The 23,565-nt window shown below is 70.8% G+C and carries 21 protein-coding genes and 1 tRNA gene; 12 read left to right on the forward strand and 10 right to left on the reverse strand.

All coding sequences use genetic code 11. The annotated features are described in order from the left end of the window. The first annotated feature begins 180 nt into the window (after window positions 1-180). The 8 genes from ACZ7RU_RS32605 to ACZ7RU_RS32640 all read left to right on the forward strand — a co-directional run bounded on the left by ACZ7RU_RS32605 (window position 181) and on the right by ACZ7RU_RS32640 (window position 8,322). On the forward strand, window positions 181-969 hold the full coding sequence (locus tag ACZ7RU_RS32605) for a transglycosylase family protein (protein ID WP_470344581.1): 789 nt from the start codon (window positions 181-183) through the stop codon (window positions 967-969). 393 nt (window positions 970-1,362) lie between these two features. Next, window positions 1,363-1,722: a transglycosylase family protein gene (locus ACZ7RU_RS32610; RefSeq protein WP_470344582.1), complete on the forward strand. Its 360-nt coding sequence runs from the start codon at window positions 1,363-1,365 to the stop codon at window positions 1,720-1,722. Between the two features lie 26 nt (window positions 1,723-1,748). Beyond that, entirely contained in the window at window positions 1,749-2,438 is a 690-nt protein-coding gene (locus ACZ7RU_RS32615; RefSeq protein WP_470344699.1) for an alpha-ketoglutarate-dependent dioxygenase AlkB family protein, read from the forward strand. Window positions 2,439-2,664: 226 nt separating this feature from the next. After that, on the forward strand, window positions 2,665-3,534 hold the full coding sequence (locus ACZ7RU_RS32620; RefSeq protein WP_470344583.1) for an acyl-CoA thioesterase: 870 nt from the start codon (window positions 2,665-2,667) through the stop codon (window positions 3,532-3,534). 193 nt (window positions 3,535-3,727) lie between these two features. Next, window positions 3,728-4,519 (forward strand): DUF1684 domain-containing protein, encoded by a 792-nt coding sequence (locus ACZ7RU_RS32625; RefSeq protein WP_470344584.1) that lies wholly within the window; start codon window positions 3,728-3,730, stop codon window positions 4,517-4,519. A gap of 78 nt (window positions 4,520-4,597) precedes the next feature. Then, entirely contained in the window at window positions 4,598-5,971 is a 1,374-nt protein-coding gene (locus tag ACZ7RU_RS32630) for an MFS transporter (protein WP_470344585.1), read from the forward strand. Window positions 5,972-6,107: 136 nt separating this feature from the next. Beyond that, window positions 6,108-6,181 (forward strand) — tRNA-Pro (locus tag ACZ7RU_RS32635). Window positions 6,182-6,405: 224 nt separating this feature from the next. Further along, a complete protein-coding gene (locus ACZ7RU_RS32640) occupies window positions 6,406-8,322 on the forward strand; it encodes a hypothetical protein (protein ID WP_470344586.1) in 1,917 nt (638 codons plus the stop codon). A gap of 275 nt (window positions 8,323-8,597) precedes the next feature. On the opposite strand, the gene ACZ7RU_RS32645 is transcribed toward ACZ7RU_RS32640, so the two are convergent. The 5 genes from ACZ7RU_RS32645 to ACZ7RU_RS32665 form a co-directional block, all read right to left on the reverse strand. After that, window positions 8,598-9,959, reverse strand: a complete 1,362-nt coding sequence (locus tag ACZ7RU_RS32645; RefSeq protein ID WP_470344587.1) for a restriction endonuclease — start codon at window positions 9,957-9,959, stop codon at window positions 8,598-8,600. A 327-nt stretch (window positions 9,960-10,286) separates the two neighbouring features. After that, window positions 10,287-10,472 (reverse strand): hypothetical protein, encoded by a 186-nt coding sequence (locus ACZ7RU_RS32650; RefSeq protein ID WP_470344588.1) that lies wholly within the window; start codon window positions 10,470-10,472, stop codon window positions 10,287-10,289. 94 nt (window positions 10,473-10,566) lie between these two features. Further along, on the reverse strand, window positions 10,567-11,817 hold the full coding sequence (locus tag ACZ7RU_RS32655; RefSeq protein WP_470344589.1) for a tyrosine-type recombinase/integrase: 1,251 nt from the start codon (window positions 11,815-11,817) through the stop codon (window positions 10,567-10,569). Next, window positions 11,818-11,982 carry a hypothetical protein gene (locus ACZ7RU_RS32660; RefSeq protein ID WP_470344590.1) on the reverse strand — a complete coding sequence of 55 codons (165 nt, stop codon included), beginning with the start codon at window positions 11,980-11,982 and terminating at the stop codon, window positions 11,818-11,820. 845 nt (window positions 11,983-12,827) lie between these two features. After that, a complete protein-coding gene (locus ACZ7RU_RS32665; protein WP_470344591.1) occupies window positions 12,828-13,415 on the reverse strand; it encodes a hypothetical protein in 588 nt (195 codons plus the stop codon). A gap of 251 nt (window positions 13,416-13,666) precedes the next feature. Between ACZ7RU_RS32665 and ACZ7RU_RS32670 the strand changes: the two genes are divergently transcribed. Together ACZ7RU_RS32670 and ACZ7RU_RS32675 are read left to right on the forward strand one after the other, a co-directional pair. Further along, on the forward strand, window positions 13,667-14,560 hold the full coding sequence (locus tag ACZ7RU_RS32670; protein WP_470344592.1) for an SRA domain-containing endonuclease: 894 nt from the start codon (window positions 13,667-13,669) through the stop codon (window positions 14,558-14,560). A gap of 154 nt (window positions 14,561-14,714) precedes the next feature. After that, window positions 14,715-14,882, forward strand: a complete 168-nt coding sequence (locus ACZ7RU_RS32675) for a hypothetical protein (protein WP_470344593.1) — start codon at window positions 14,715-14,717, stop codon at window positions 14,880-14,882. Window positions 14,883-14,956: 74 nt separating this feature from the next. Here the strand turns inward: ACZ7RU_RS32675 and ACZ7RU_RS32680 are convergent, their stop codons facing one another. Then, window positions 14,957-16,279: a M14 family zinc carboxypeptidase gene (locus ACZ7RU_RS32680; protein ID WP_470344594.1), complete on the reverse strand. Its 1,323-nt coding sequence runs from the start codon at window positions 16,277-16,279 to the stop codon at window positions 14,957-14,959. Between the two features lie 314 nt (window positions 16,280-16,593). On the opposite strand from ACZ7RU_RS32680, the gene ACZ7RU_RS32685 reads away from it, so the two are divergent. Together ACZ7RU_RS32685 and ACZ7RU_RS32690 are read left to right on the forward strand one after the other, a co-directional pair. Continuing rightward, window positions 16,594-17,769, forward strand: a complete 1,176-nt coding sequence (locus tag ACZ7RU_RS32685) for a HesA/MoeB/ThiF family protein (RefSeq protein ID WP_470344700.1) — start codon at window positions 16,594-16,596, stop codon at window positions 17,767-17,769. A gap of 20 nt (window positions 17,770-17,789) precedes the next feature. Further along, the gene (locus tag ACZ7RU_RS32690; protein ID WP_470344595.1) at window positions 17,790-18,989 is read left to right on the forward strand and encodes a PqqD family protein; all 1,200 of its coding nucleotides are present in this window, start codon (window positions 17,790-17,792) and stop codon (window positions 18,987-18,989) included. Between the two features lie 257 nt (window positions 18,990-19,246). On the opposite strand, the gene ACZ7RU_RS32695 is transcribed toward ACZ7RU_RS32690, so the two are convergent. From ACZ7RU_RS32695 to ACZ7RU_RS32710, 4 genes are all read right to left on the reverse strand, one after another. After that, a complete protein-coding gene (locus ACZ7RU_RS32695) occupies window positions 19,247-20,392 on the reverse strand; it encodes a DegT/DnrJ/EryC1/StrS family aminotransferase (RefSeq protein ID WP_470344596.1) in 1,146 nt (381 codons plus the stop codon). Then, window positions 20,389-21,411: an NAD-dependent epimerase/dehydratase family protein gene (locus tag ACZ7RU_RS32700; protein WP_470344701.1), complete on the reverse strand. Its 1,023-nt coding sequence runs from the start codon at window positions 21,409-21,411 to the stop codon at window positions 20,389-20,391. The genes ACZ7RU_RS32695 and ACZ7RU_RS32700 overlap by 4 nt, the downstream gene beginning before the upstream one ends. 72 nt (window positions 21,412-21,483) lie before the next feature. Further along, entirely contained in the window at window positions 21,484-22,821 is a 1,338-nt protein-coding gene (locus ACZ7RU_RS32705) for a hypothetical protein (RefSeq protein ID WP_470344597.1), read from the reverse strand. Continuing rightward, on the reverse strand, window positions 22,818-23,561 hold the full coding sequence (locus tag ACZ7RU_RS32710; protein WP_470344598.1) for a hypothetical protein: 744 nt from the start codon (window positions 23,559-23,561) through the stop codon (window positions 22,818-22,820). Before ACZ7RU_RS32710 ends, ACZ7RU_RS32705 begins: the two co-directional genes overlap by 4 nt. Between the last annotated feature and the right edge of the window lie 4 nt (window positions 23,562-23,565).

Genomic DNA, 23,565 nt, shown 5'->3' on the forward strand with positions numbered 1-23,565 from the left:
GCGCGGCAGGTGCCCGCCGAGACGATCGCTCGAACAGATCGTCGGCGAGTGGCTGGGTGACCGGGGCGGCAGCGGCACGTCCGATACGTGCACGGCCGTCCGACGGACGCGGCAAGCGAACGCGGCCCCTCACGGGGTCTGGTTCCGCATGCCCGCCCCGGGGCTGTCGAGAGGAACCTCATGACCTTCCGTAACGAGACCGCCGCTGCCACCACCTCCACCGCCACCAAGCGCAACCGCGTTCGGATGGCCGTCGTGGCGGGCGCCGCTGTCGCGGCCCTGCCGGTGGCCGGCCTCGTCACGGCCACCTCGGCCTCCGCCGCCTCCGTCGCCACCTGGGACGCCGTCGCCCAGTGCGAGAGCGGTGGCAACTGGGCCATCAACACCGGCAACGGTTTCTACGGCGGTCTGCAGTTCACCTCCAGCACCTGGGCCGCCTTCGGTGGCACCGCCTACGCCTCGCAGGCCAACCTGGCCACCAAGGCGCAGCAGATCGCCGTCGCCGAGAAGGTCCTCGCCTCGCAGGGCCCGGGCGCCTGGCCCGTCTGCTCCGTCAAGGCCGGCCTGACCAAGGGCGGCACCCCGGCCGCCGTCGACACCTCGGCGGGCTCGACCGCCGCCAAGCCGGCGCAGGCCCCGAAGCCCGCCGCCAAGCCGGCCGAGGCCCCGAAGGCCGCCCCCAAGGCCCAGACCGCGCCGAAGAACGACGCCGTCGCGCCGAAGGCCGCCGCCCCCAAGGCCGACGCCCCGAAGTCCGCGCCGAAGGCCGACCAGGGCGCCAAGTCCTGGAACCGCTCGAACGACGCCAAGCCGGCCGCCAAGGGCAGCTACACCGTCAAGACCGGTGACACCCTGAGCTCCATCGCCGCCGCGCAGGGCCTGGACTGGCACGACCTGTACCAGAACAACGCCAAGGTCATCGGTGGCAACCCGGACCTGATCCTCCCGGGCCAGACCCTCAGCATCTGAGGTCTCCCGGGGCACCTGGGCCCTGCTGCGTAGCCGGCATCGGCTGCGCGGGCTCCAGCGGCACGTCGGTGCTGCCTGCTCGGGCGGCGACGGGCTGACGTAGCGATGTGCCCGGCTTTCACGGCCGCTTCTCCGCCGCGCGGGTTCCTTCCGCCGGTCGGGGGAGCGGCCGTCGGCGTTGCCTGGCGTTGCGGGGCGTTGCCCGGCTCGCGTTGCGCGGTGGCTCGCGTCGGTGGCGGTGCGTGCGGTGTTCACGTCGCTTGCGGTGTTCACGGCGTCTCGTGGCGTTCGGCCGAGTGCGCGGGCGGCGGGCGGGTGGCGCGCCTATGGTCGGCTGCCATGCCACATTCGTGCGATGAACGCATAGGTCTGGGTCGGGTCGTGGTGGTGGGCGTGGGCGCCGCCGTGGCGGTGCTGCTGGCCGTCCCGTCGGGCGGGGCACGGGCCGGGGCGGCCGTCCGGGTCGCCGACCTGGTGTGGGACGAGCTCGCCGACTGCGAGAGTGGCGGTGACTGGCGGGCGGACACCGGCAACGGCTTCTACGGCGGCCTGCAGATCCGGCCGTCCACCTGGGCGGAGGCCGGCGGTCCGCGCTTCGCCGACCGGCCGGACCACGCGAGCCGACGCGAGCAGACGACCGTCGGCGAGGAGATCGTCCGCCGTCAGGGGTGGGAGGCCTGGCCGTCCTGCGCCCGGGAGTTGGGGCTGCTCGGCGGTGCTCCCGCGGCCGGCGCCGGGGCTGGGCCCGGGTAGCCGCGGTGCGGGAGGATGGTGGGGTGATCCAGGACGAGCTGTTCAGCGACCCGGGCGGGTCCGCGGGCGCGCGCGAGCGCTCCGAGCCGGCCCCCGGCGCCGTCCTGCTCCCCGGCTGGCTGGACCTCGACGCGCAGCGCCGCCTGGTCGCCGCCTCCCGGGAGTGGGCCCGCCCGCCGGCCGGTCTGCACACCGTGCGGATGCCCACTGGCGGGATGATGTCCGTCCGGATGGTGAGCCTCGGCCTGCACTGGTACCCGTACGGGTACCGGCGGGTCGCCGAGGACGGCGCGCCCGTCAAGCCGTTCCCGCCGCTGCTCGGGGACCTGGCGCGCAGGGCCGTCGCCGAGGCGTACGGGGACGCGCTGGGGGAGGTCGCGGGCGCGGCGTCGTACGAGCCGGACATCGCGATCGTCAACCACTACGCCCACGGCGCGAGGATGGGCCTCCACCAGGACCGCGACGAGCGGGCGGACGCGCCGGTGGTCTCGCTCTCGCTGGGCGACGGCTGCGTCTTCCGGCTGGGGAACACCGAGACCAGGACCCGGCCGTGGACCGACCTGGAACTGCGCAGCGGGGACCTGCTGGTGTTCGGCGGCCTGGCCCGGTTCGCGTACCACGGGGTGGTGCGGACGCTGCCGGGGACGGCCGATCCGGCGCTGGGGCTGGTCGGGCGGCTCAACATCACGGTGCGGGAGTCGGGGCTGGGGGAGTAGTAGGGGAGGGTGGGATTGCTCGTGGGTGCTTGCCTTCTCGTCCCCCCGTCCCCCCGTCGACTCGTCCGCTCCTCCGCTCGTCCACTGGCGCCCTCGTCTCCCCGTCCACTCGTCTACTCGTTCGAGTGAACTGGAGGCTTCGGACCGATGCGCGGGAATGACCCGGGTCGCCGGAGAATTCGAGTGAGCTGGAGAATTCGTTCGGAGTCCGAGAGGAAGCGTGCGCATGGGAACCCCCGTCGACGACCTTGTCGACCTGCTCGACCTTGAGCAGATCGAACTCAACATCTTCCGGGGGCGCAGCCCCGAGGAAGCGCTGCAACGGACGTTCGGCGGTCAGGTCGCCGGGCAGGCGCTGGTCGCGGCGGGGCGCACGGTGGACGACGAGCGCCCGGTCCACTCGCTGCACGCCTACTTCCTGCGCCCCGGGGTCCCCGGCGTGCCGATCGTCTACCAGGTCGACCGGATCCGCGACGGCCGCTCCTTCACCACCCGCCGGGTGCTCGGCATCCAGGGCGGGCGGTCGATCTTCGCCCTCACCGCGGACTTCCACAGACCCGAGGAGGGCGGCATCGAGCACCAGTACCCGATGCCGCACGTCGCCGCCCCCGAGGACCTGCCCAGCGCCCTGGACGAGGTCGGCTCCCGGCTCGGCGAACTGCCCCCGTTCATCAGCCGCCGCCAGCCCTTCGACATCCGCTACGTCGACCGGCTGCGCTGGACGGAGGAGGAACTGGAGGGCGTCGAGGCGCGCAGCGGCGTCTGGCTGCGCACCAACGGCCCGCTGCCGGACGACCCGCTGATCCACGTCTGCGCCCTCACCTACGCCAGCGACATGACGCTGCTGGACGCCGTCCGCGCCCCGGTCGAGCCGCTGTGGGGCGAGCGGAACTTCGACATGGCCTCGCTCGACCACGCGATGTGGTTCCACCAGCCGTTCCGGGCGGACGACTGGCTGCTGTACCAGCAGGAGTCCCCGATCGCGCACGGCGCCCGCGGCCTGGCACGCGGGCAGATCTTCGACCGGCACGGCCGGCTGGTCGTGTCCGTCGTGCAGGAGGGGCTGTTCCGGCCGCTGAAGCGCCGCGACGGGTAGGTGGTCGTGTGGCCGGCGGTGTGCCTAGGCGTTGCCTCGTGTTGTGCCCCGTGTCGGCGCGCCGCAGCCGTGTTGCGGTTTCGGTGGCTCCGGGTCGACGGGAATGATCCGTCCGCATGGACGGCGTTGTGGATGACCGAGACGGGCGGCCCGAACCGCGGGCCGTCCGCGGACCGACCGGGAGGGTGAACCGATGACGGCGACGGCCGCGGAGGACTGGAAGCACTGGAGCGACGGCCGGGCGGCGACGGTGAGCGCGCCGCACGGCCAGCTCGCACTCACCGGCACGCACTGGCTGGAGCCGGAGCCCGCCGAGATCCCGGGCCTGCCCGGGCGCTGGTGGGCCGACGCCGAGGGCGTCCGGGTCCGGGCGGAGACGTCCGACGGCATCACGGTCGACGGCGCCGACGCCCCGGTGGACGGCGAGGCGCTGCTCCGCCCGGACAGCGACCCGGCCGCCGACACCGCCACCCTGGGCGCCCTGCTGCTCGTCCCGATCGAGCGCGAGGGCGAGCTGGCCCTGCGGGTCTTCGACCCGGCCTCGCCGCGCCGGGCCGCGTTCGCGGGCATCTCCGCCTACCCGTACGCGCCCGAGTGGGCCGTGTCCGCCGTCTTCACCCCGTTCGAGGACGGCGACGCGCGGTCGGTCGTGGTCCCGAACGCCGACGGCCGGGAGCGCCCGCTGGCCGTCTCCGGGCAGATCGCCTTCACCGTGGCGGGCGAGCACCGGACCCTGACCGTCAGCCGGTCGGGCCGACGGCTCAGCGGCGTGATCGCGGACGCGACCAGCGGCATCGACACCTACCGCTTCCGCTTCATCACCCTGCCGGAGCCGGACGCCGACGGCCGCACCGTCCTCGACCTCAACCGGGCCTACCTGCCGCCGTGCGCCTTCTCGGACCACTTCATCTGCCCGTTCCCGCCGCCGGGCAACCGACTGGACTTCGCGGTGGAGGCGGGGGAGAAGCAGGTGCTGAGCCGGTAACGGGCGGTGGGGGGGCGGGTCTGTCGGGGCGGGCCCCGGTGCGGGTCCGCCCCGGGGTGGAGCGGAGCATGGGGGGCTATGTCGAACCATCAACATTCCACTCCGTCCCCCTCATCCGCCCCGTTCGGCTCCGCCCCCTCGTCCTCCGCACCCGCCGCCTCCGCTGAACCCGATCCCGGGCCAGGGGGCGGACCGGGGCCGGAGGCGGCCGCCGACTCACCCTGGTACCGGCGGGCCTTCGCCGACCTCAGCCCGCTGCGCGACCACGCCGACTACCGCCGGGTCTGGGCCGGGCAGGCCGTCTCCTCCATAGGCCAGCAGATGACGGCCGTCGCCGTATCCGTCCAGGTCTACGACCTGACCGGCTCCGCCTTCGCGACCGGCCTGGTCGGCATCTTCTCGCTCGTCCCGCTGGTCGCCTTCGGCCTCTACGGCGGGGCGATCGCCGACACCGTCGACCGGCGCCGACTGGGCCTCATCGGCTCGGCCGGTCTGGCGGCCGTCTCCGCCGTCCTGGCCGCCCAGGCGCTGGCCGGCCTCGGCCTGGTCGCCGTCCTGTACGCCGCCGTCGCCGTCCAGGCCGCCTTCTTCGCGATCAGCTCGCCCGCCCGCTCGGCGATGATCCCCCGCCTGGTGCCCAGCCACCAGCTCCCGGCCGCGAACGCGCTGAACACCGTCAGCATGAACCTCGGCCTCACCGTCGGCCCGATGCTCGGAGGCGTCCTCATCGGCACCTACGGCGCCCAGGCCGCCTACCTGATCGACACCGTCGCCTTCACCGGCACCCTCTACGCGATGTGGCGCCTGCCCGCCATGCGGCCGCTCGGCGACCGCAAGGGCCGCGCCTCCGTCCTCGACGGCCTCCGCTTCCTGCGCGAGCAGCCCAACCTGCGCACCAGCTTCCTCGCCGACCTGGCCGCCATGGTCTTCGGCATGCCGCGCGCCCTCTTCCCGGCCATCGCCGTCACCTTCTACGGCGGCGACGCCGGCACCGTCGGCCTGCTGGTCTCCGCCCCCGCCGTCGGCGCCCTGATCGGCGCGCTCTTCTCCGGCTGGGTCGGCCGCGTGCACCGCCAGGGCGTCGCCGTCCTCGCCGCCGTCGCCGCCTGGGGCCTGGCCATCGCGGCCTTCGGCGCCCTCCACAACCTCTGGCTCGGCCTCCTGCTGCTCGCGGTCGCGGGCTGCGCCGACACCGTCAGCATGATCTTCCGCAACACGATGATGCAGGTCGCGGCCCCTGACGAGATGCGCGGGCGCCTCCAGGGCATCTTCATCGTGGTCGTGGCCGGCGGCCCCCGACTCGGCGACTTCGAGTCCGGCACCGTCGCCGCCCTCACCAACCCCGCCACCTCCGTGATCACCGGCGGCCTCGCCTGCGTCGCCGCCGTCCTCCTCCTCGCCGCCCGCCGCCCCGCCTTCCTCACCTACGACGCCCGCCACCCCACCCCCTGACCCCACCCACCCCCGAACCTGGCAGCGAGCACCCCCCGACGTGCTGTATTGTTTTCCACGTCGCCGGGACAACCGGCGACAAGGTCGAGAAGCCCACAGCAGAGCCCCCCAGGCCCCGCTGCAGGCACCGAGACCACGGGACGTGGCGCAGCTTGGTAGCGCACTTGACTGGGGGTCAAGGGGTCGCAGGTTCAAATCCTGTCGTCCCGACAGTATGTCGGAAGGCCGTTGGCCGGGAGAAATCCCAGGTCAGCGGCCTTTTCCATTGGCGAGTCGTTGGTACCTGCGCTCTCTGTGCCAGGCCTCAGGTGATCTTGCCAGGGACCAGCAGGGGACCACGCTGTTGTGCGAGGGCGGACCAGCGCTGGGTCGGGGAAGACGAGGAGGGCGGAGCCTCGTTGGAGAAACGGCAGCACGAAGGTGGGCTGAAGATGATGACCGATTACAACGTCAGCGACCATTGGTCCGCTGGCGATCCGGACTGGCTGAAGTCCCTCGTCTCGTCGCTCGACCGTCGCCACGGCGTCAGCACCGTTCTGCCGCTCACCGTGATCGTAGAGGAGGTCTTGGAGTGGCTTGAGCTTGCCAGTGGTGTCGATGCTTGGAAGAAAGCCGCCAATCGAACGTCGCTGCGCCGGGACCTCGATGAGTCCGTTGATGCGCTCGGCGCCTCTCTCCGAGCACACATCACTGCGTCGTTCGCACAGTTCCAAGCCGCTTTCTCGCAGCTCGACCGTAGCCCCGCAGCGGTTTTGACGCAGGCACCGGGGACCCGCACCGACGCCGTCTGGACCGACGTCGCCACGGCCGCGAAGTGTCTCCTGGAAGTGCTCGACACGGACGAAGCAGTTCGCGCCAGCTGGGATGACCTCGTGGCTGCGGCTCAGGACCGCACGCTGGAAGGTCGAGAGTACCGCCCCATCGCTGAACTGCTCTTCGACCAGTTGGGCAGGCGCGGCCTCAGCGCAGAGACGACCTTCCGTGACCTTGTCTCGGTGGTCGCGTTCGGCCGTGAGCCCGAAGACATTCCCATCGGTTCGACGAACGTACTGCTGGAGAAGCGGATTGCGAGCGCCCGAACCTATGTCAGTGCTCCGGTGGAAGCCGAGGCGATCGTGGTGTGGCTTGGCTACCAGGGCCGGGCTTTCCCGCGTCTCTCCGTCGGGGGTGTGTCCTTCGTGGATGCCCATTGGGCGGTGCCCAATGCCGAGCCCGAGGGGCAGGACTTCGAGCACAAGGCAGAGCTCTGGGAAATAGTACGGCGTGGGGGCCACTTCAAGGTCGCAAAGATGGTCGACGAGAAGTCTGATGTGGACTTCCTGGTTCGCGTTGACCTTGGCAGAACCACGGCGGCCGGCGCGTTGGACCGTGCTGTTCGCATCGTGAACACCATCCTCAACGTCTCGATTCACAACTCTGGCGGGATCCGCCCACACCTCGTTCAGCACGGGCTCCTGCGCTCCGGTCAGGTCGGCTCATTTGGCTTCCAGGTATCGTCGCGCGAGACGGGCTTCCCTGATGATCACTACGGTGCAGACATCACCGGACGAGCGATCGAGGAACACGGCCCGCGCATCGCCTTGGCTTTGGCCCGTGAGGAGCTTCCCCGATTTCTCGCGGCCGCACTCGAAGTGCAGACCGCAGCCGACCATCCGTTCAGTCGCGACATGATGATGCGCAAGCCTTCCGAGTCAGACATCAGCAGCGTGGTCCCTCTCGCGGATCGTGTGGTGCAACACGTGGCGGCGCACGCAGCACTCGCTCCGAACGAGTTGTTCGACCTCCTTGGCGAGCGCTGGCCGCATGCTCGGTGGCTTGCCGATGTGCGGCGAGCCGTTCATATGTGTTTGGTTGGCGGTGGAGATCGGAACGAACTGCGCCACGAGCTGACCTGTGAGTGGCTTGCGAGCAACCCGTTGCGCCCGTGGATACTGTTCGTCACCGATCGTTCTGACGATCTACTCTCGGTCTGCCGTATTGAGTCCGAGCGCGCCTGGATCAGGCGGATGTTTGAGAGTGTGAGCGACCACGCTAAGTACGTTGCCCTAATTGAGTATTACACCGCCGAAGGTTCTGTGTTGGAGGCCAGGCGTCGCCGGGTCCGGAATGCCCTGGCGCACGGCAATCCCGCGAGCTTCCCGATTGTGGAGTCCGTGCGCGAGTACGCCGATTTTCTGAGTGGTAGCGCCCTCAGCCTGGGCCTCGAGTCCTACGTCGAGGACATAGAGCCTGCCGCCGCGCTCGCGAAGCGGACTGATGAGTTCACCGGGATGCAGGCGGGTCGGGACGCTGCCAGCTACTGGCGCGCTCGAAACACTGCCAGCACTGCGTCGAGTGTGTCCTTGTCGTAGGAGTGGGCTTCGGCGCACCGAGGCTACCCGGCTGGTTGAAGCAGGCGTACTGCGGTATGTGTTCAGGATGTACTCGGACACGCGTCCACCAAGCCCTGCAGCCACCATCTTTCTGGTGACCGGTATTTGGCCTCGGCCGCTCAGCAGGCCGAGGTCTTCCTCGACTGAACAGCCTGTTGGGGGCAACGAGGATCGATTGGCAGGCTCATTGGTCCGGCCGAGGGTGGCGGATGGGGCTGCCACCGGGGTTGCCCCGGAGAGGTCCGTATCCGATTTCACGCGAGGTCGTCCGCCCGCCAGCCCGGGGGGACCTTGGGCAGTCCGACCAGGGCGTCGATGCTCAGGTGTTCGGCGAGCAGGGATTTGAGGTTGCGGCCGTCGATGAGGCGGAGGCGGCCGTTGCGGTGGGCGAAGTCGTAGCTGTCCTTGCCGAACCACGAGGTGGTGACGACGATGCCGTAGCCGGCGTCCTTGTCGTGCATGACGCCGGACATGGCGCGGACGGTGTTCACCGGGACCACGTTCTTGGAGCGTTTGGCCTGGATGGCGAAGATGGTGGATCCGGTCGGGTCGGTCAGTGTCGCGACGGCGTCCACACCGTCGTCGCGGGAGCCCTGGGTGCGCCAGGTCTCGTAGCCCATGGCTTCGAAGAGTTCGCGCACCAGGCGTTCGAAGTCGTAGGGGTTCATCTGGAGCAGGTCGGGCCGGCTGTCCAGGGTGGCGACCACGGCGGTGTCGGTGGTGATGCGGTAGCGGGACAGGTCGGCCTCGACGACGGGTGTGACCGGTTCCAGGTCGTGGGGGTGCTTGGAGACGGTGGCGCCGAGGCGGTGGAGGCACTGCTGCGGGTCGAGCCTGGGCTCGTCCAGGATCAGTTCGGCGAAGTCCTTGCGCTCGGCGACGACGCTGACGACGCAGGCCCTGACGGTCTGGCCGGTCGCCCGGTCGGTGGTGTTGACGCGGCCGTTGAGGATGACGGTCTCCACGAACGAGGCCGGGGTGGCGGAGAACGCCTCGTCCAGCGCACGGAGGGCCAGGCGGGCCACGAGCTGGGCGTAGGCCTTGTGGATCTCGGCTTGCTTGGCGGGTTGGGGGATGACCTGGGCGCGCTGTGCGATGTAGTGGTAGGAGGCCACCGCGGGGACGATCTCGTGGTTGGGCAGCTCGACGTCGATCAGGAGCTGCTGGGCCTCGGGGACGTAGACCGCCTGGGCCGCGGTCCGGCAGCCCCGGGGGACAGGGGAGCGCTGGAGCAGGTCTTCGATCCGCTCGGCGACGCCCTGAGGACCGTCGTGGGCGAACGCTTCTTCGACGTGCGGGTGCCACGCCTCCAGGCCTTCGGGGCGAAGTAGCAGGACTGATTCCAGTTCCTCGCGGCGCCGGTTGCACTCGGCGGTGCCTTCCTCGGCCTGGGCTTTGAGCCGGGTCGTCTCGGCTTGCCGGGCTTGCCGTTGGGCTTCTTTCTCGGCCAGGGCGTCCGCGCGCTTCTTCGCCTCCTCCTCGCGGCGCCGAGCCGTCAGGCGCTTGGCCAACTCGGCTTCCACGCGGGCGGCTTCCTTGGCGCGGGCGGCCTCTTCGCGCTGGAGGTGCTTCTCGCCGGCGGCCAGGAGCCGGGCGTGTTCGACGGCGGGGTCCACCTTCCGCTTCCTGGGACGGGGTTGAGCCGGCGGGGCGGCAGCGCGGCCGGTCGCCTGTTGGGTCCCGCCCTGCGCTTGCGCGGCTCGCGCCTGCTGCTTCAAGCGGTACGCCTCGGCAAGGATCTCCGCCACCGTCTCTCGGCGTGCCACCCGGTCCACCCCCTGGTCCACGACAGCGCGGCCCCACGCGGGGCCGCGCTGCCTGCGCGATATGCCAGCAGCACTACCCGGCTGGGGCCGCCGAGAATCCGCGGCTCCGAGCCGAGTAGGGGAGCGGAAGCCGGTACGGGGGCACAACCTGCCGCCGCGGCTGGGGAGATGAAGTGATCACTCACGCGGGAGCGGAGAAGGGCCTGCGTCGTACATCTCGACCGGGCGGTTGCACAGGTCGCGTACGTCCTCCAGCGGCGCGGCGATTCCAGATGCCTGGAGGATGCCGTGGATGTTGCGCGCGGTCTGCTCGCGGAGCAGCAACCGGACCCAGGGCGGCGCATCTTCTTCATCGTCTGCCACAGGCGACTTCTACAGCACGGTGGTTGACGATGACGAGCCCGCCGTTGCGGGCAACGTGCCAGTGGGGGTCTCCGGCGGATGCCCGGTGGGGCTGCTACTGGACGAGGCGCAGATGGCGCACTGTCGCCTCGGCCGGTGCCGGCGTCGGCGACGAGGTGTGCCGGTCGGCCGACAGGTGCCTGCTGAGGGTCTGGCTGGCCTTTGCGATGGAGCTCTTGTCCGGGTGGAGGTATCGCTGGGTGGTGGTGATGTGGCCGTGTCCGGCGATCTTCTGGAGGACGTGGATGGGGACGCCGGCGTCGGCGAGCCAGGTGAGGCCGGTGTGCCGGAGGTCGTGTCGGCGGAGGTACTCGTAGCCGAGGCTGACGACGACTTCGTCCCAGTGGGTTGCGTCGCGCAGGATGGCGGTGGTGACGCGGCCGCCGCGTGGTCCGGTGAAGAGGCGAGCCATGGGGTCGTTGCCGACGACGTTCATGCGCCAGTTCACGAGGTCGCGGATCTCTTCGATGATGGGGACGGTGCGGCGCCGTTTGCCCTTGGTGCCTTTGTCGATGAGGCCGCCGGGGCCGGTGGTGGTCTGGCGGCACAGGTCCCAGGTCCAGTCGAAGCGGTTGATGTCCTTGACGCGGACGCCGGAGACTTCGCCGATACGGGCGGCGGTGCAGGCGGCGAAGCGGACGATATCGCCCCAGCCGCGGTAGTGGTTGTGGGAGCGTTCGACGAGGGCATTGGCGAGGTCGTCGAGGGCGTCCCAGTCGGCGAGGGCGAGGGAGCGGGGGTCGTCGAGTTCGTCCTCGGCTTTCTTGTAGAGGCGTTGCCAGCCGCTCGTGCGTGAGGGATTAAAGTCGATGAGGCCGTCGCGGACGGCTTGCTCCATGATGCGTACGAGTGGGGCGAGGCTGTTCTTGACGGAGGAGATGCTGAGTCCGTCGGCGATCCAGGAGTGGAGGGCCCGGTCGGTGATGCCGTTGGTGATGCTGGTGACGGGTATGTGGCCGAGGACCGGGGTGACGCGCAGCTTCCAGCCGGCGGTGTAGGGGTCGAGGGTGGTGGTCTCCAGGCCGCGCATCGCCAGGTCCCAGTTCTCGTCGCCGTACTCGGCGAGGGTCATGGTGAGGGTCTTGGGGGTGATGCCGCGTGCTGCGGCCCGCTGCATGCGGGCGATCCAGGCCTCGGCTTCCTCCTCTGTGGGGACGGAGGAGGAAGCCGACTTGCGGCCGCCGCCGTTGGGGTCGGTCCAGCGCACGCGGGCGCGGTAGCGGAACTGCGGGCGGCGGTCCGGGCGGTGCTCGATGTCGTCGGTGAGGTCGACACCCATGGGGATGAGCGGGGTGTGGTCGGGCATTCAGGCTGCCTCGGATGGGTCGGTGCGCTTCTGGGCGAGCCACAGCTGGGTGTCGGGAATGCTGTACAGGTAGAGCCGGGGCGCGATCTGGACGAAGGGCGGGCCCTGCGGGGGAGTGGCGGAGCGCCAGCGCCGCAGGGTCGAGGGGTCGACCTTCAACAGCAAGGCGAGTTCCTCGGTCGAGTACCAGCCGCTGTGCAGGAGGTCGAACTCCGGCGCCGGATTGACCTCGTGAGCGGGACCGGCAGGGGTCTGGGTCGGAACCGAAAGCCGGCCTGTGGCGGGAACGTGGGGTCGGACGTGCATGGTCTCCCTCTGATGGGGTGGTGGAGCCGCTCGGGCTCGGCCGGGCACGCCCACAGTCACCTGTCCGCCTGGACGGGCGGAACAGGGTTTGGCGTGCTGAACGGGGCAGACCGTACGCACGGGTCGTTCTTCGACGCGCGTCGAGCCCCGGTGGGCATGCCGGGTGGAAGGCGCCCTGATGTCTGCGACTGCTGACGAGGGCCTGCTGCCGCGGGGAGTTCGTGCAGGTCGCCAGGGGAGGAGGGGCAGTTCTCGGCGCCGGCGTCGGTGCACGCTGGAAATGGCGTCCTTGCCCGGTGGGTCGCGGCCGGAGCGCCGCGCGATGGCCCGGAGTACCCTGAAAGTGACGGCAGACGAGGGACGGCAGCTACGGTCTGTTACGAACGTAAGGAGTCCAGGGCCGTCGGTCCCCTACTTCGCGCCGACGCTAACTCAAGAGCTGCGGACTTTTAATCCGTAGGTTCAGGGTTCGAGCCCCTGGTGGCCCACGAACGAGAGAGCCAGGTCAGACACCAACTGACCTGGCTCTTTTCACATTTGACGCTTCCTCGCGCCCCGCATCGGCGTCCCGTTCGGCCTTCAATTTGCCCGCTTTGTCCTCCTGCGGGGATGAAGCGGGGATAGCGCCCCCAGAGCGCCCCCGACTGGCCCCTCTCCACCCACGTCCGGGGCAATCCAGCAAGATCCACCTCCGGACCGACTCCTCACCCCTCGTGTGCATCTGCGATGGGGACGGCCGGACGCACTCCCCGCCCGTCATGAACCAACCAGGCGACCTGCTTGTCCTCTCCCCAGCGGCAGTAGGCGATCCACGGCATCGTCGGAGCCGGCCTCCGGACGGCAGTTATCAGTCCGGACCGCCACGCGCCGCCAGCCCTGATCCAGGCCAACTGCCAACGCTCCCGATCACCCGGATCGGCGCCTGGGGGCGGTGCGAGTTCGCGGGGCACGGATGCAGCATCGCGCCACCGGCCGAAGAGCGGTGCGCCCGTCGGCGCCGCTTCGCCGGGGTTCGGCAGCGGGCGGATAGTCGCATCCGAGTACACAAACCAGCCCCATCCGTGGTCGGGGTCGGGGCTCCACATCACGTGGACCACCCACAGAGGACTCCCTGGGGGTCGCCGCCAGACGGTCAGCATGGCCGGCTGCCAACGCCCGTCCCGCCGGATCTCGATCATCCGCCATCGCCTGTGGTCACGGCTGGCCCCCGGCAGCGTCATCAGGGCGGTGGAGGCGATCTCGGCGTCGCGCTGCTCCCCATCGGGTACGGCGGGCGTGTCGTTCGGTGCCATAGGCCCATTATTCGATCGCACGTTCGAGTGACCAACTGTCACAGGCTTGGGCGGTCGGGCATTCGATAACGAAATGGTCTCTCTCTTCGGGTGGATGGCCGGGGGTTGTCCGGATGGCTGGCGTGAAGCAGCAGGTCAGTGGCACTGTGGCTCGCCCGCTAGCTCCTGGGTGGTGGCAAAGCGTGGCCATATACCGTCACGCTTCTGTGCCGTGCTAGTCTCGACATGTCGCCGAGGGTGGGAGGAGTGAGATGAGTCGACGACCCAAGCCAGGCGAGGTGCTGCCTCGACCCGAGCTGCATGAGCTGTACGGGGGCAACCGGCAGAGCGGCATCGCGATCTCTGGACGGGCGGGCATGATCCACCTGTTCTCCGACCCGATCGCGGCTGAGAAGTACGGGCTGATCGACGGGTTCGATGAGGACGGGACCTACCTCTATACCGGAGCCGGGCAGAAGGGCGACCAGGCACTTACCCAGGGCAACAAGGCGCTCCTGACGCACAGGGACGCCGGCCGTGACGTGTACGTGTGGCAGAGAGTGGACCGGGCGGCCTGGCGCTGCCTCGGCCAGTTCGAAGTCGACCAGGAGCAGCCCTACATCTCCGAGGACGCCATCGACGTCGATGGCGATCTCCGCACGGTGATCGTCTTCCGCCTCCGGCCGGTGGGTAACCGGGGAGCCGCCACCCCTGTGGCGACCGCGCTCACGGGCCTGGAGGACAGCATCGCGGAAGAAATCGCGGTGATCGGAAGCCGGAGTCTCAGCCAGCGAGTGGTCCAGGCGAACCGGGACTCCGAAGCTGGCCTTTCCCGTCGATACCGTGCGTACCTTGAGCGCCTCGGTCACGAGGTCGTGCGATACCAGATTCGGCCGCCGGGTGAAGTGCGGCCGTTCACCATCGACCTCTACGACCGAACCGACAACGTACTGCTCGAGTGCAAGACGAGTCCGACGCGGCAAGCCGTGCGGCTGGCGATTGGCCAGCTCCTCGACTTCCGGCGGTTCCTCTCGCCCACGCCGAGACTCGCCGTCCTCACCAGTTCCAAGCCCCGCCAGGACCTCATCGACCTGTGTAGCTCGATGATGATCGAGGTCATCTGGCCGGGTGAGGACGGAACAACCTTCACTTCAAGCTTCGACTGAGGTCGGGGCGCTGGCCGTGCCTGGCCGAGCCCCGACCCCGTCGTAGAACGTCGCCCGCAGAGTTCATCAGGCGCTGCGGGCGATGACTGTCCTGCCCTCTCGTGAACAGGAGCCCTTCCAATATGGCTGAACCCCGGACCAGCAGAACAACGTCGTGCCGGCCGCAGCGGCCGGACGGCCCGACAGCCCGGTGCGCGCCGGCGTGTACGGCGCCGCGCTGGCGGCTGGCGTACTTCTCGTGATCGTCGGCCACGCCACACCGGTCGAGGCGAGTGGGTTCGTCACCCCGTTCCTCGTGTTCTTCGAACGCCGGCGCATGTGAGCCGAAGGCCGGGGCGGCCCCAGCAGGGCAGCCCCGGCCCCGCCGGTCATCGTCCCCGGAGGCAGCAGCGGCCGTCATACGTCGCGCAGGCCGAGCTCCACAGCCGCGAGGACAGTGTTCGCCTGGTGGGCCGCCTGGTGGGCCACCGGGATCCACACGGGCCGGAAACGCTGCTCGTACTCGCCGGTCCACTCCCGCAGCAGGGCATTGAATCGTCCGGCGACCAACGCGGTGCGCGGGTTGTCCGGGCCGAGGGCACGGTGCAGCAATGCGGCGGCGCGTACGGGTAGGCGGTGGGCCCAGAGTTCGATGCCTTCGAGGCGGGCGGGGGTCATGAGACCGGACTGGAGAAGGCGTTGGCCGCCTGTCTGCGGGTCCCACTGGTCAGCGAGCTGGCGCAGGGCGGTCAGGGGGGTCTGGGCGGCGCGCAGCAAGGGGCTGTCGGTGAGGTGGGGTTTGGCGGTGTGGAGGAGTTCGGTGATCTGGCGGCCGTGGTCGCGGAGTCGGTCGGCGCAGGCGGTGAGGTGGGTGTGGGCGTCGGGGGCTGTGAGAGTGGAGTCCGGGCGGCTGGCCCAGACGGGGACCTCGATGATGAGAGTGTCGCCGCCGTGGCGCTGCGGGGTGAACCAGGGGGTGGCGCGGACGCCCGTCTCAGTTGCGTCCGGTGTGCTGGGAGTGGCCAGCATGCCGGTGGTGCTTTCCTGGCGGTCGATGTCGCCGGGGTCCATGACGAACACGCCCGGGCCAGGTTCCGGAAGCCAGAAGGTGTCGAAGCTGCCGGAGTCGAGGGGGATGCCGAGGTTGTTGGCGGACTTGGCGAAGGGGCCGGCGAGGCCGGGTAGGTCGCGGGTGGCCTGGACGAAGGTGCCGCCGACGTCGGTGGAGTGGAGGGTGAACTGTAGGCGTGGGCGCAGTTCGTCAATCAGGTTCAGGAGGATGCGGCTCTCGGGCAGGTCGATGCCGACGGCCGGGGCCCATTCGGGCTGTTCCTCGGCAGCGGGGCGGAAGAACGTCGCGAAGTACTCGGGCAGGGTCCGGGCGTGGCGGCTGTCCTCGGCGACGTGTGCGCCGTCGGGGTCGAGGCAGAGCAGAAAGTTCCAGGTGACCGTCGGGAGGGCCGGCTGGGCGAGGGCTCGGTGGGCCAGTTCGAGGACGCTCGCGCGGGCGGAGAACTCGTCGGCGTGGGCGCCGGCGACGACCAGCACCTGGTCGTCATCGTGGCCGATGGTCAGGAGCAGCAGCGGGCGGCCGGCGCGGGAAGTGCCGAGGGTGCGCACGCGGCACAAACCGGGATGGCGGGCGGCGAGGCGATGCGCGGCGTCAGCGAGTTCGTCCAGCGCGGGGTAGCGGTCGTGGAGTACCGCGGTGCCCGCAGTAGTCGACGTGTCGGTGAACATGGTGGTCCTCCCCGGTGTGCGCCTGTCCTGGTCTTGTCCATGCGAAGGGGCGGCCGTCGGCGTGTGCCGATGGCCGCCCCGGGGCGCGGGTCGGGCGTGCTAGCTACGCCCGACCCGGCCTGTCGGTCAGCCCCCGCTGGGGCCGCTGACCGCGGTGGTCTTCTTCTTCTCGAGCGGCTTGATCGTGATCTGGTTCATGCCGTCCCCCAATCTCGGTTGAGAAAGATCAGCCGTAGGCGCACGGTTGACTGTACGTCAGTAGGCCATGTTGGTTGTTTTGCGTCAAGCGGTTTCAGGGGGAGGAGCGGTTGCTCATGTTGGTGCGTCCGCGGGTCAAACCTGAGCATTCCGGCTACCGGGCCAAGGACGGGACGGTGCGTCTGGGTAGCGTCGTCTACGGCATCGGGGTGGAGATCGAGGACCCCGACGGGTGGGTCTGGACGCTGGTGGATGCCATGGACGGCACTCGGACGGTTCCCGAACTCGCGGAGCTGGTCTGCGGCGCCCACCCGCAGGTCAGCGTGGCCGATGCTGCCGGAGCGGTCGCGGCGCTGTACGAGGCTGGCCACCTGGAGGACGCCGACGCCCCCGTGCCTGACCTCACGGCGCGCGAGCAGGAGCGGTACAGCCGCGGCGTGCCGCTGCTGCGCTGGCTGGACCGCACGCCAAGGCGCAGCGCCTGGCATATGCAGGAGGATCTGCGTCGATCCCGGGTTCTGCTGGTGGGGCTGGGTGGGACCGGCGGCTACGCGGCACAGGCCCTGGTCGCCTCCGGGGTTGGGCATCTGCACTGCGTCGACCCCGACACCGTCGGCCTGTCGAACCTGAACCGGCAGCCGCTGTACAGGGAGAGAGACATCGGCCGATCCAAGGCCGAGGCGGCCGAGGAGGATCTGCGGGCGCTGAACTCCGACGTCGAGGTCACCTGCGAGCGCCGCCTGGTGGAAGGGCCCGGTGATGTCGCGGACCTGCTTGGCTCCGGCGCCGAGCCGTACGACCTGCTGCTGATGTGCGCCGACGAGCCGCCCGAGGTTCGGCGGTGGACCAACCAGGCCTGCCTGGAGTCGGGCACGCGATGGGTCGACGGTGGCTACCGCGGCCCGGTGACCACCGCCGGGGTATACGTGCCCGGGACCGGGGGCTGCTGGGAGTGCGTGCGCACCAGCGAGATCAACCGCCGCGACCTCGGGCTCGCCCCCGGCCAGGACCCCGCCGTCGCCTCACCGCGCAGGCCCTGGAACCCGGTGACGGCCGTCACCGCCGGCATGTCCGGCCTGCTGGTCGCCCACGCCGCGATCACCCTGCTCACCGGAGCACCGCCGCTCGAACCCGGCGTCATGTTCGGGATCAACCTCGGCGCCCTGGATGACCCGGTCCTGCTGCGCTCCCCGCGCCTGCCCGACTGCCCGGCCTGCGGCACCGGCGCGGGCCCAGCGGTCGATGCTGGCGCAATCGCCAGGCAGCGGCCGGACGACCGGACGACCGGATGAGCGCCTCACCAGCGCTCCCGGTGATCACCGGCGCCAGCCGTGTGATCTTGCATCAGCTGCGTACACGTCCCACGGGCGACTCGGTGATCGTCGGACGCCTCGAGACCGGCGAGGTCGTTGAACTGCCCCCCTCCGGAGCGAGGGTCATTGAGCACCTCGGCCGGGGCCTCACCGTGGCGGAGACGGCCAGGCTCATCGCTGCCGAGACGGGCGAGGACGTCGACGTCGCCTCCTTCGTCACGGCCTTGACCCAGTTCGGCTTCGTCGCCCGAGTCGACGGCAGCGAGGTGCCGGGGCCCATCCCCCGACGTCCGGCGCTGCCCTGGATCACCCCGCGCCGCGCCGCGTGGTCGCTCAACCCGTTCCTGCCCTGGGCCGTCGTCGCCATCGCCGGGACCGCGGCCGTCACGATGACTGTCGACCCCTCGCTGGCGCCCGGCTATCAGAGCCTCTTCTGGAGTCGGTACGGCAGCCTCGTGCTGCTCGCAGTATTCGGCGTCGGCTGGCCCCTGGTCTTCCTACACGAACTCGCCCACCTCGTCACTGCCCGCGCCACTGGCGTTCCCGCCTACCTCGAGCTCGGCACCCGCTTGCAGTTCCTCGTCGCCCAGACCGATATGAGCGGTATCGAACTCGCCCCACGCCGCCACCGCCTCACCGCCTACCTGTCCGGTATGGCCGTCAACCTCATCGCCGCCTGCCTCGCCATTCTCACTGCCGCCACTTTCGAACAAGCCTCTGCCTGGCGCCAGGCACTTCAAGCCCTGGCGCTTCTCGCGCTGATCCCGCTCGCCTGGCAGTTCCTGATCAACATGCGCACCGACCTCTACTACGTCCTCCAGGACCTCACCGGCTCCGCGGACCTGTATGCCGACGGCGTCTCCTACACCCGACACCTCACCCATCGGGTGCTGCACCCGCGCCAGGACCCACCGCCCACCGACCCCACCCTGGACCTGCCGCCAGGCCAACGCCGCGCTGCCCACCTCTACAGCGCCGTCCTTGTGACGGGAACGACGCTGTGCCTCGCCGCACTGATCTTCATCACCGCACCCGCCGACCTGACCCTGCTGATCCATGCCGTCCGACAACTCGGCCCCGATCACGGCACCCTCGAACGTCTGGACGGCGCGACCGTGGTTCTCCTGCTGGGCGGCTCGCAGGCACTGTGGGCCCGGACCAAGTGGCGGCAGTGGCGCCGCAGGACTACGAGAACTTGAGGCGGAACGAGCCTGCGCCCGTACGCCGCGGACCTTGTTCGCGGCGATGAAATGGTGGGTGGCCGCGGGAAAGGCAGCGCGTCCATAATCCCCGGGGTACCGGTGGCGCGGGAAGGAGCGCGGGTGCTGCCCTTCCGGTGCTTTGGGCAGCAGCGCGGGAGCCACGGGTCCGGCTCTTCCTGACGCGGTCCAGCTGCGCTACCGCCGCAGCCGAGGCCAGCCGCCGATCTCCTGACGGCTGGCCCCGGTCGGGGCGGTCAGGACCAGAGGGCGTGCAGGGCGTCGATGACGCGCTGCACGTCATGGGCGGTCATCGCCGGGTAGCAGGGAAGGGACAGCTGCCGGGCCGCGGTGTGCTCGGTGATCGGCAGGTGGTGCGGGGTGTGCCGATAGGTGGCCAGGCGGTGGACGGGCTGGAAGTGCACGCTGGTGCCGATCCCGGCCTCTCGCAGCGCGGTGGCCACCCGGTCGCGGTCGCGGCCGGGGACGGGGCCGATCAGCACCGGGTAGAGGAACCGGCCATGCTCCACGCCGTCCAGCACGGTCGGCAGCGTCAGGCCCGGCAGCCCTGCCAGGGCCTTGTCGTAGGCGGCGGCGATGGCGGTGCGGGCGGCGGTGAAGTCGGGCAGCTTCTCCCACTGCTTCAGGCCGATCGCGGCGGTGATGTCCGGCATCGTGTACTTCAGGCCGGGCTCGGTGACCTCGTAGTCGGCGGTGCTGCGTGTGCCGTGGCGCTGCCACACCGAGGAGTCGATGCCGTGGCGGCCCAGCAGCCGGGCCCGCTGTACGAGGTCAGCGCGGCCGACGAGCATGCCGCCCTCGCCGGTGGTGATGACCTTGTTCGCGTAGAAGGAGAACACGGCGAGGTCTCCGACCGACCCGGCACGCTGGCCGTCGCGCCAGGCGTGAAGGGCGTGGGCGGCGTCCTCGATGAGCAGCAGGCCGTGGTCGTCTGCGAGCTTGCGGAACGCCGCCAGGTCGCAGGGCTGGCCGCCGTAGTGCATGACGACGATCGCCCGGGTGCGGGCGGTGATCGCCTCGGCGGCGGCCTGCGGGTCGAGGTTGAGAGTCGCGGGATCGATCTCGGCGAAGACCGGGGTGCCGCCGCTCTGGAGGATCGCGTTCGGGGCGGCGCAGAAGGTGAAGCTCGGCGTGATCACCTCGTCGTCGGGGCGCAGCCCGGCCGCCAGGAGCGCCAGGTGCAGTGCGGCGGTGCAGGAGGACACCGCGAACGCGTCCTGCTGTCCCAGCGCGTCGCGTACCGCCTGCTCGAACGCGGCCGCGTTCGGGCCGGCGGTCAGCCACCCGGAACGCAGCACCCCGAGTACGGCGGCTTCCTCCTCCTTGCCGATCGAGGGCCGGTTCCATGGCAGGAACGGTGCCTTCGCGGCCGGGGCGCTCACCGCGTGCCCCAGGCGGCCCGGTAGCCGGCCCAGTGCTGCTCGCAGTCCTCTCCGTCCCGCCGCCGGACCTTCCCGGCGGCGACGGCGGCGACCAGGCCCTTGTGGTTGTCGTACTGGTCCTGGGTCGGATTGCCGACGACGCCGGCCAGCACCAGGTCGGCGACCTCCCGGGCCCCATCCTTCAACGGCGTCGGGCAGGCGCCGGGCAGGACCTTCTGCAGCTGGGCGAAGGACACCCGGTAGTCGCGGGCGTCGGCCTCGTCGCGTTCCGGGCCGCGGTCGATCACCGCGCCGGGCACCACGCTCGCCACGGCCTCGGCGATGTCGGCGATGGTGTGGTTCTCGGCGTCACTGCCGACGTTCAGCGCGCCGGTGATGCGCTGCTCCACGACGCCGGCGAGCACCCGGGCGACGTCGCGGACGTGGACGAGGGGGCGGCGCTGCCCGCCGCCGTTGAGGGGGATGCGGCCGGTGGCGGCGGCGGTGGCCGCCATCTTGTTGACCACGGAGTCCAGGCGCTGGCGCGGCGAGGATCCGTGCACGGTCGCCAGCCGGAGGCTGGTCAGCGCGGCGTGCTGGCCCAGCATGCGGAGCAGGTGCTGCTCGGCGAGGACCTTGGTGCGGGCGTAGATGCCGAGCGGATTGGGGGTGGTGTCCTCGTCCACCGTGCCCTCGTGCATCCCGTACACGCTGCACGAGGAGAAGAACACGAAGTGGCCGGTGCCGGCCCGGCGGGCGGCGTCGGCGGCGATCAGCGGCGAGGCGTAGTTCAGCTCGACCGCGAGCCGCTCGTCGACCTGGCTCGCGGGTTCGCCGACCACGCCGCCCAGGTGCACCACCGCGTCCGCGCCGTCGGCGGCGGCGAGGAGCGCCTGCGGGTCGCGTAGGTCGGCGCGGACGAAGTCAGCTGCAGCGGGCAGGAGGCGGGCCGGGTCGTCGCTGGGGCGGTAGATCAGTCCGTCCACCACGGTGACGTGATGGCCGAGGTCGATGAGGTGGCGGGTGGCGGCGGTGCCGATCTAGCCGGCGCCGCCGAGCAGCACGATGCGCATGGGGATGGGTCCTTGATTCGTGGGCGGTCGTGGGAGGAGTCAGTGGGCGGGCTGGAGTGCCGGGTGAGTGGTGTGCGGGGTGAAGGCGGCCTTGCCAAGCGCCGTGCTCTGTAGGTCGGCCAGGCGCGGGTGGAGGGCGGCGGCGATCTGGTCCTGGGGGTGGAGCAAGCCGCGCTCGCAGGTTCGGGCAGTCCAGAGGGTGACGGGGGCGGGGGTGGCGAGGTTGACGCCGATCTCGCCCTTGGGCAGGAAGCCGTTGTACGGGGCGGTGATGCGGCGGCTGTTCCAGTAGGCGTAGACGCCGTGGGCCTTGGCCTGCTCGATTAGGGAGAACAGCTGCGGGTAGCGGGGGTGGGCGCGCAGTTCGCGGAACAGGAGCTGGCCCAGCAACCGGGGGGCGGCTTCGGCGAGGTCATCGAAGTCGGCGCCGTGGAAGGTAGCGGTGCGCACGTCCTGGCCAGCGTCCAGGGCGGTGGTGGCGAAAAGGTGGGCGAGGCGGCGGCGCACGTACGCCGGGGCGGCCTCGGCCAGGCCGGGTTCGATCGCACCGATCAGCTCGGCCAGTCGCTGGTGGCCGGGCCGGAACAGCGCCAGGTCGAACAGCCGGTCCATGGTGGGGACGGCGTTGAACGCCAGGCGCTTGTACAGACGGTTGTTCATCTCCCCCAGCTCCGCGCAGGCCCGGCTCTCGGGCGAGGCGGAGTGGAGCATCAGGTACTCCGACAGCACCTCGAAGTACAGGTAGCCGAGGAACGGGAAGCCGGTGATGGCGTGGGAGAGGCGGTCGAGGAACTCGGCCCCGTCGGTGGTGGTGCCGGAGGCGTTGGCGAGCAGCAGGTTGAGGAAGTCGGCGCTGTCGCGCACGCGTCGTACGGCGGCGGCGCGCAGCCGCTCGTCCTCGGCCGCGGTCAGTGCGTACTGGTGCTCGCGGTAGGTGTCCAGGTGGATGCCGCCCAAGCGCAGGTAGTCGACGCCCTCGGGCGGGGCGGGCGCGGCCGGGGTGATCTCGATGACGACCACGTCGCGGTGGCCCTTGGTCTCCATGAGGTAGGAGCCGAGGTTGTGTGGGCGCAGTCCGGCGGCGGTGGGGGTCAGCGGCGCGCAGTACAGGGCGCCGACCAGACAGCCGCCAGCGCCGAGGACCTGCCCGCTGGAGCGGATGGCGTCCAGCGCGGCGGTGGTGTGCATCAGGTACAGCGGGCCCCCGCTGGCCAGGGCGTGGAGCTGGGCGTTGCCGCGGCCCATCAGCGCGCCGTTGGGCGTGCCGTGGTGCAGGTGGTGCTGCCAGTCGGCGTCGGTGTCGGCCAGCCCGGCGGGGGCGGGCCGCTGCCGGTAGGCGGTGTGGTCGGTGTGGGCGTACTCCCATTCGGGGTTCACTGCTGCTCCCGGGTCGGGCGGTCGAGGGCGTGGTGCAGGGCGTCGCTGTGGCTGGCGCCGTCCAGGCGGGCGTGCTCGCTGTCCAGCACGAGCCGGAAGGCGAGGGCGTGCGCCGCCTTGGGCAGCGGGGTGCGCACGCGGGCGGGGTCGGGCCACCAGCGCAGGGCGGGCAGGCGGTAGCGGTCCAGGGCGTCGGCGGCGGCCAGGAGGTCGGTCACCGTCCGGGCGCGGGGGTCGGCGCAGCGGCGGTGCGGCGGCGTAGCACTGGCGGGCAGGTCGTGCAGGGCGATGGCGGTGGTGGCCGCTGCGAGGAGCTGCTCGGTGAGGTCGGGTAGGCGGAAGAAGGTGGTGACGGCGCCGTGCTGCTCGCTCAGCCATCGGGCCGCGCGCTCGCCGTGGCCGGCGTCGGTGCGGTCGTCCAGCCTTCGGCAGTCGTGGACGGCCGCCGCCACCGCCAGGGCCAGGGTGGCTTCGGCGTCCAGGTGGTGCCGGGCGGCGAGGACCTGGGCGAGAACCGAGACGCGGGCGTTGTGCCGCATCCCGTGCAGGCCGTCGGCCAGCGTCGGGTCGGCGAACCAGTCCTCGGCGGGCACCACGACGTGCAGCCCCGGCGGGAGGGCGCTGGCCGGGCCGGACGCGATCGGTGGGCGGTGGGAGGCGATCCACTCCAGGGTGGCCCGGTCCATCACCTGGTGGTCGGGCAGGCGCCGCTGGTCGGCGAGCTCGTGCAGGGCGGGCATCGGC

It is taken from the genome of Kitasatospora sp. NPDC114501, assembly GCF_055633695.1.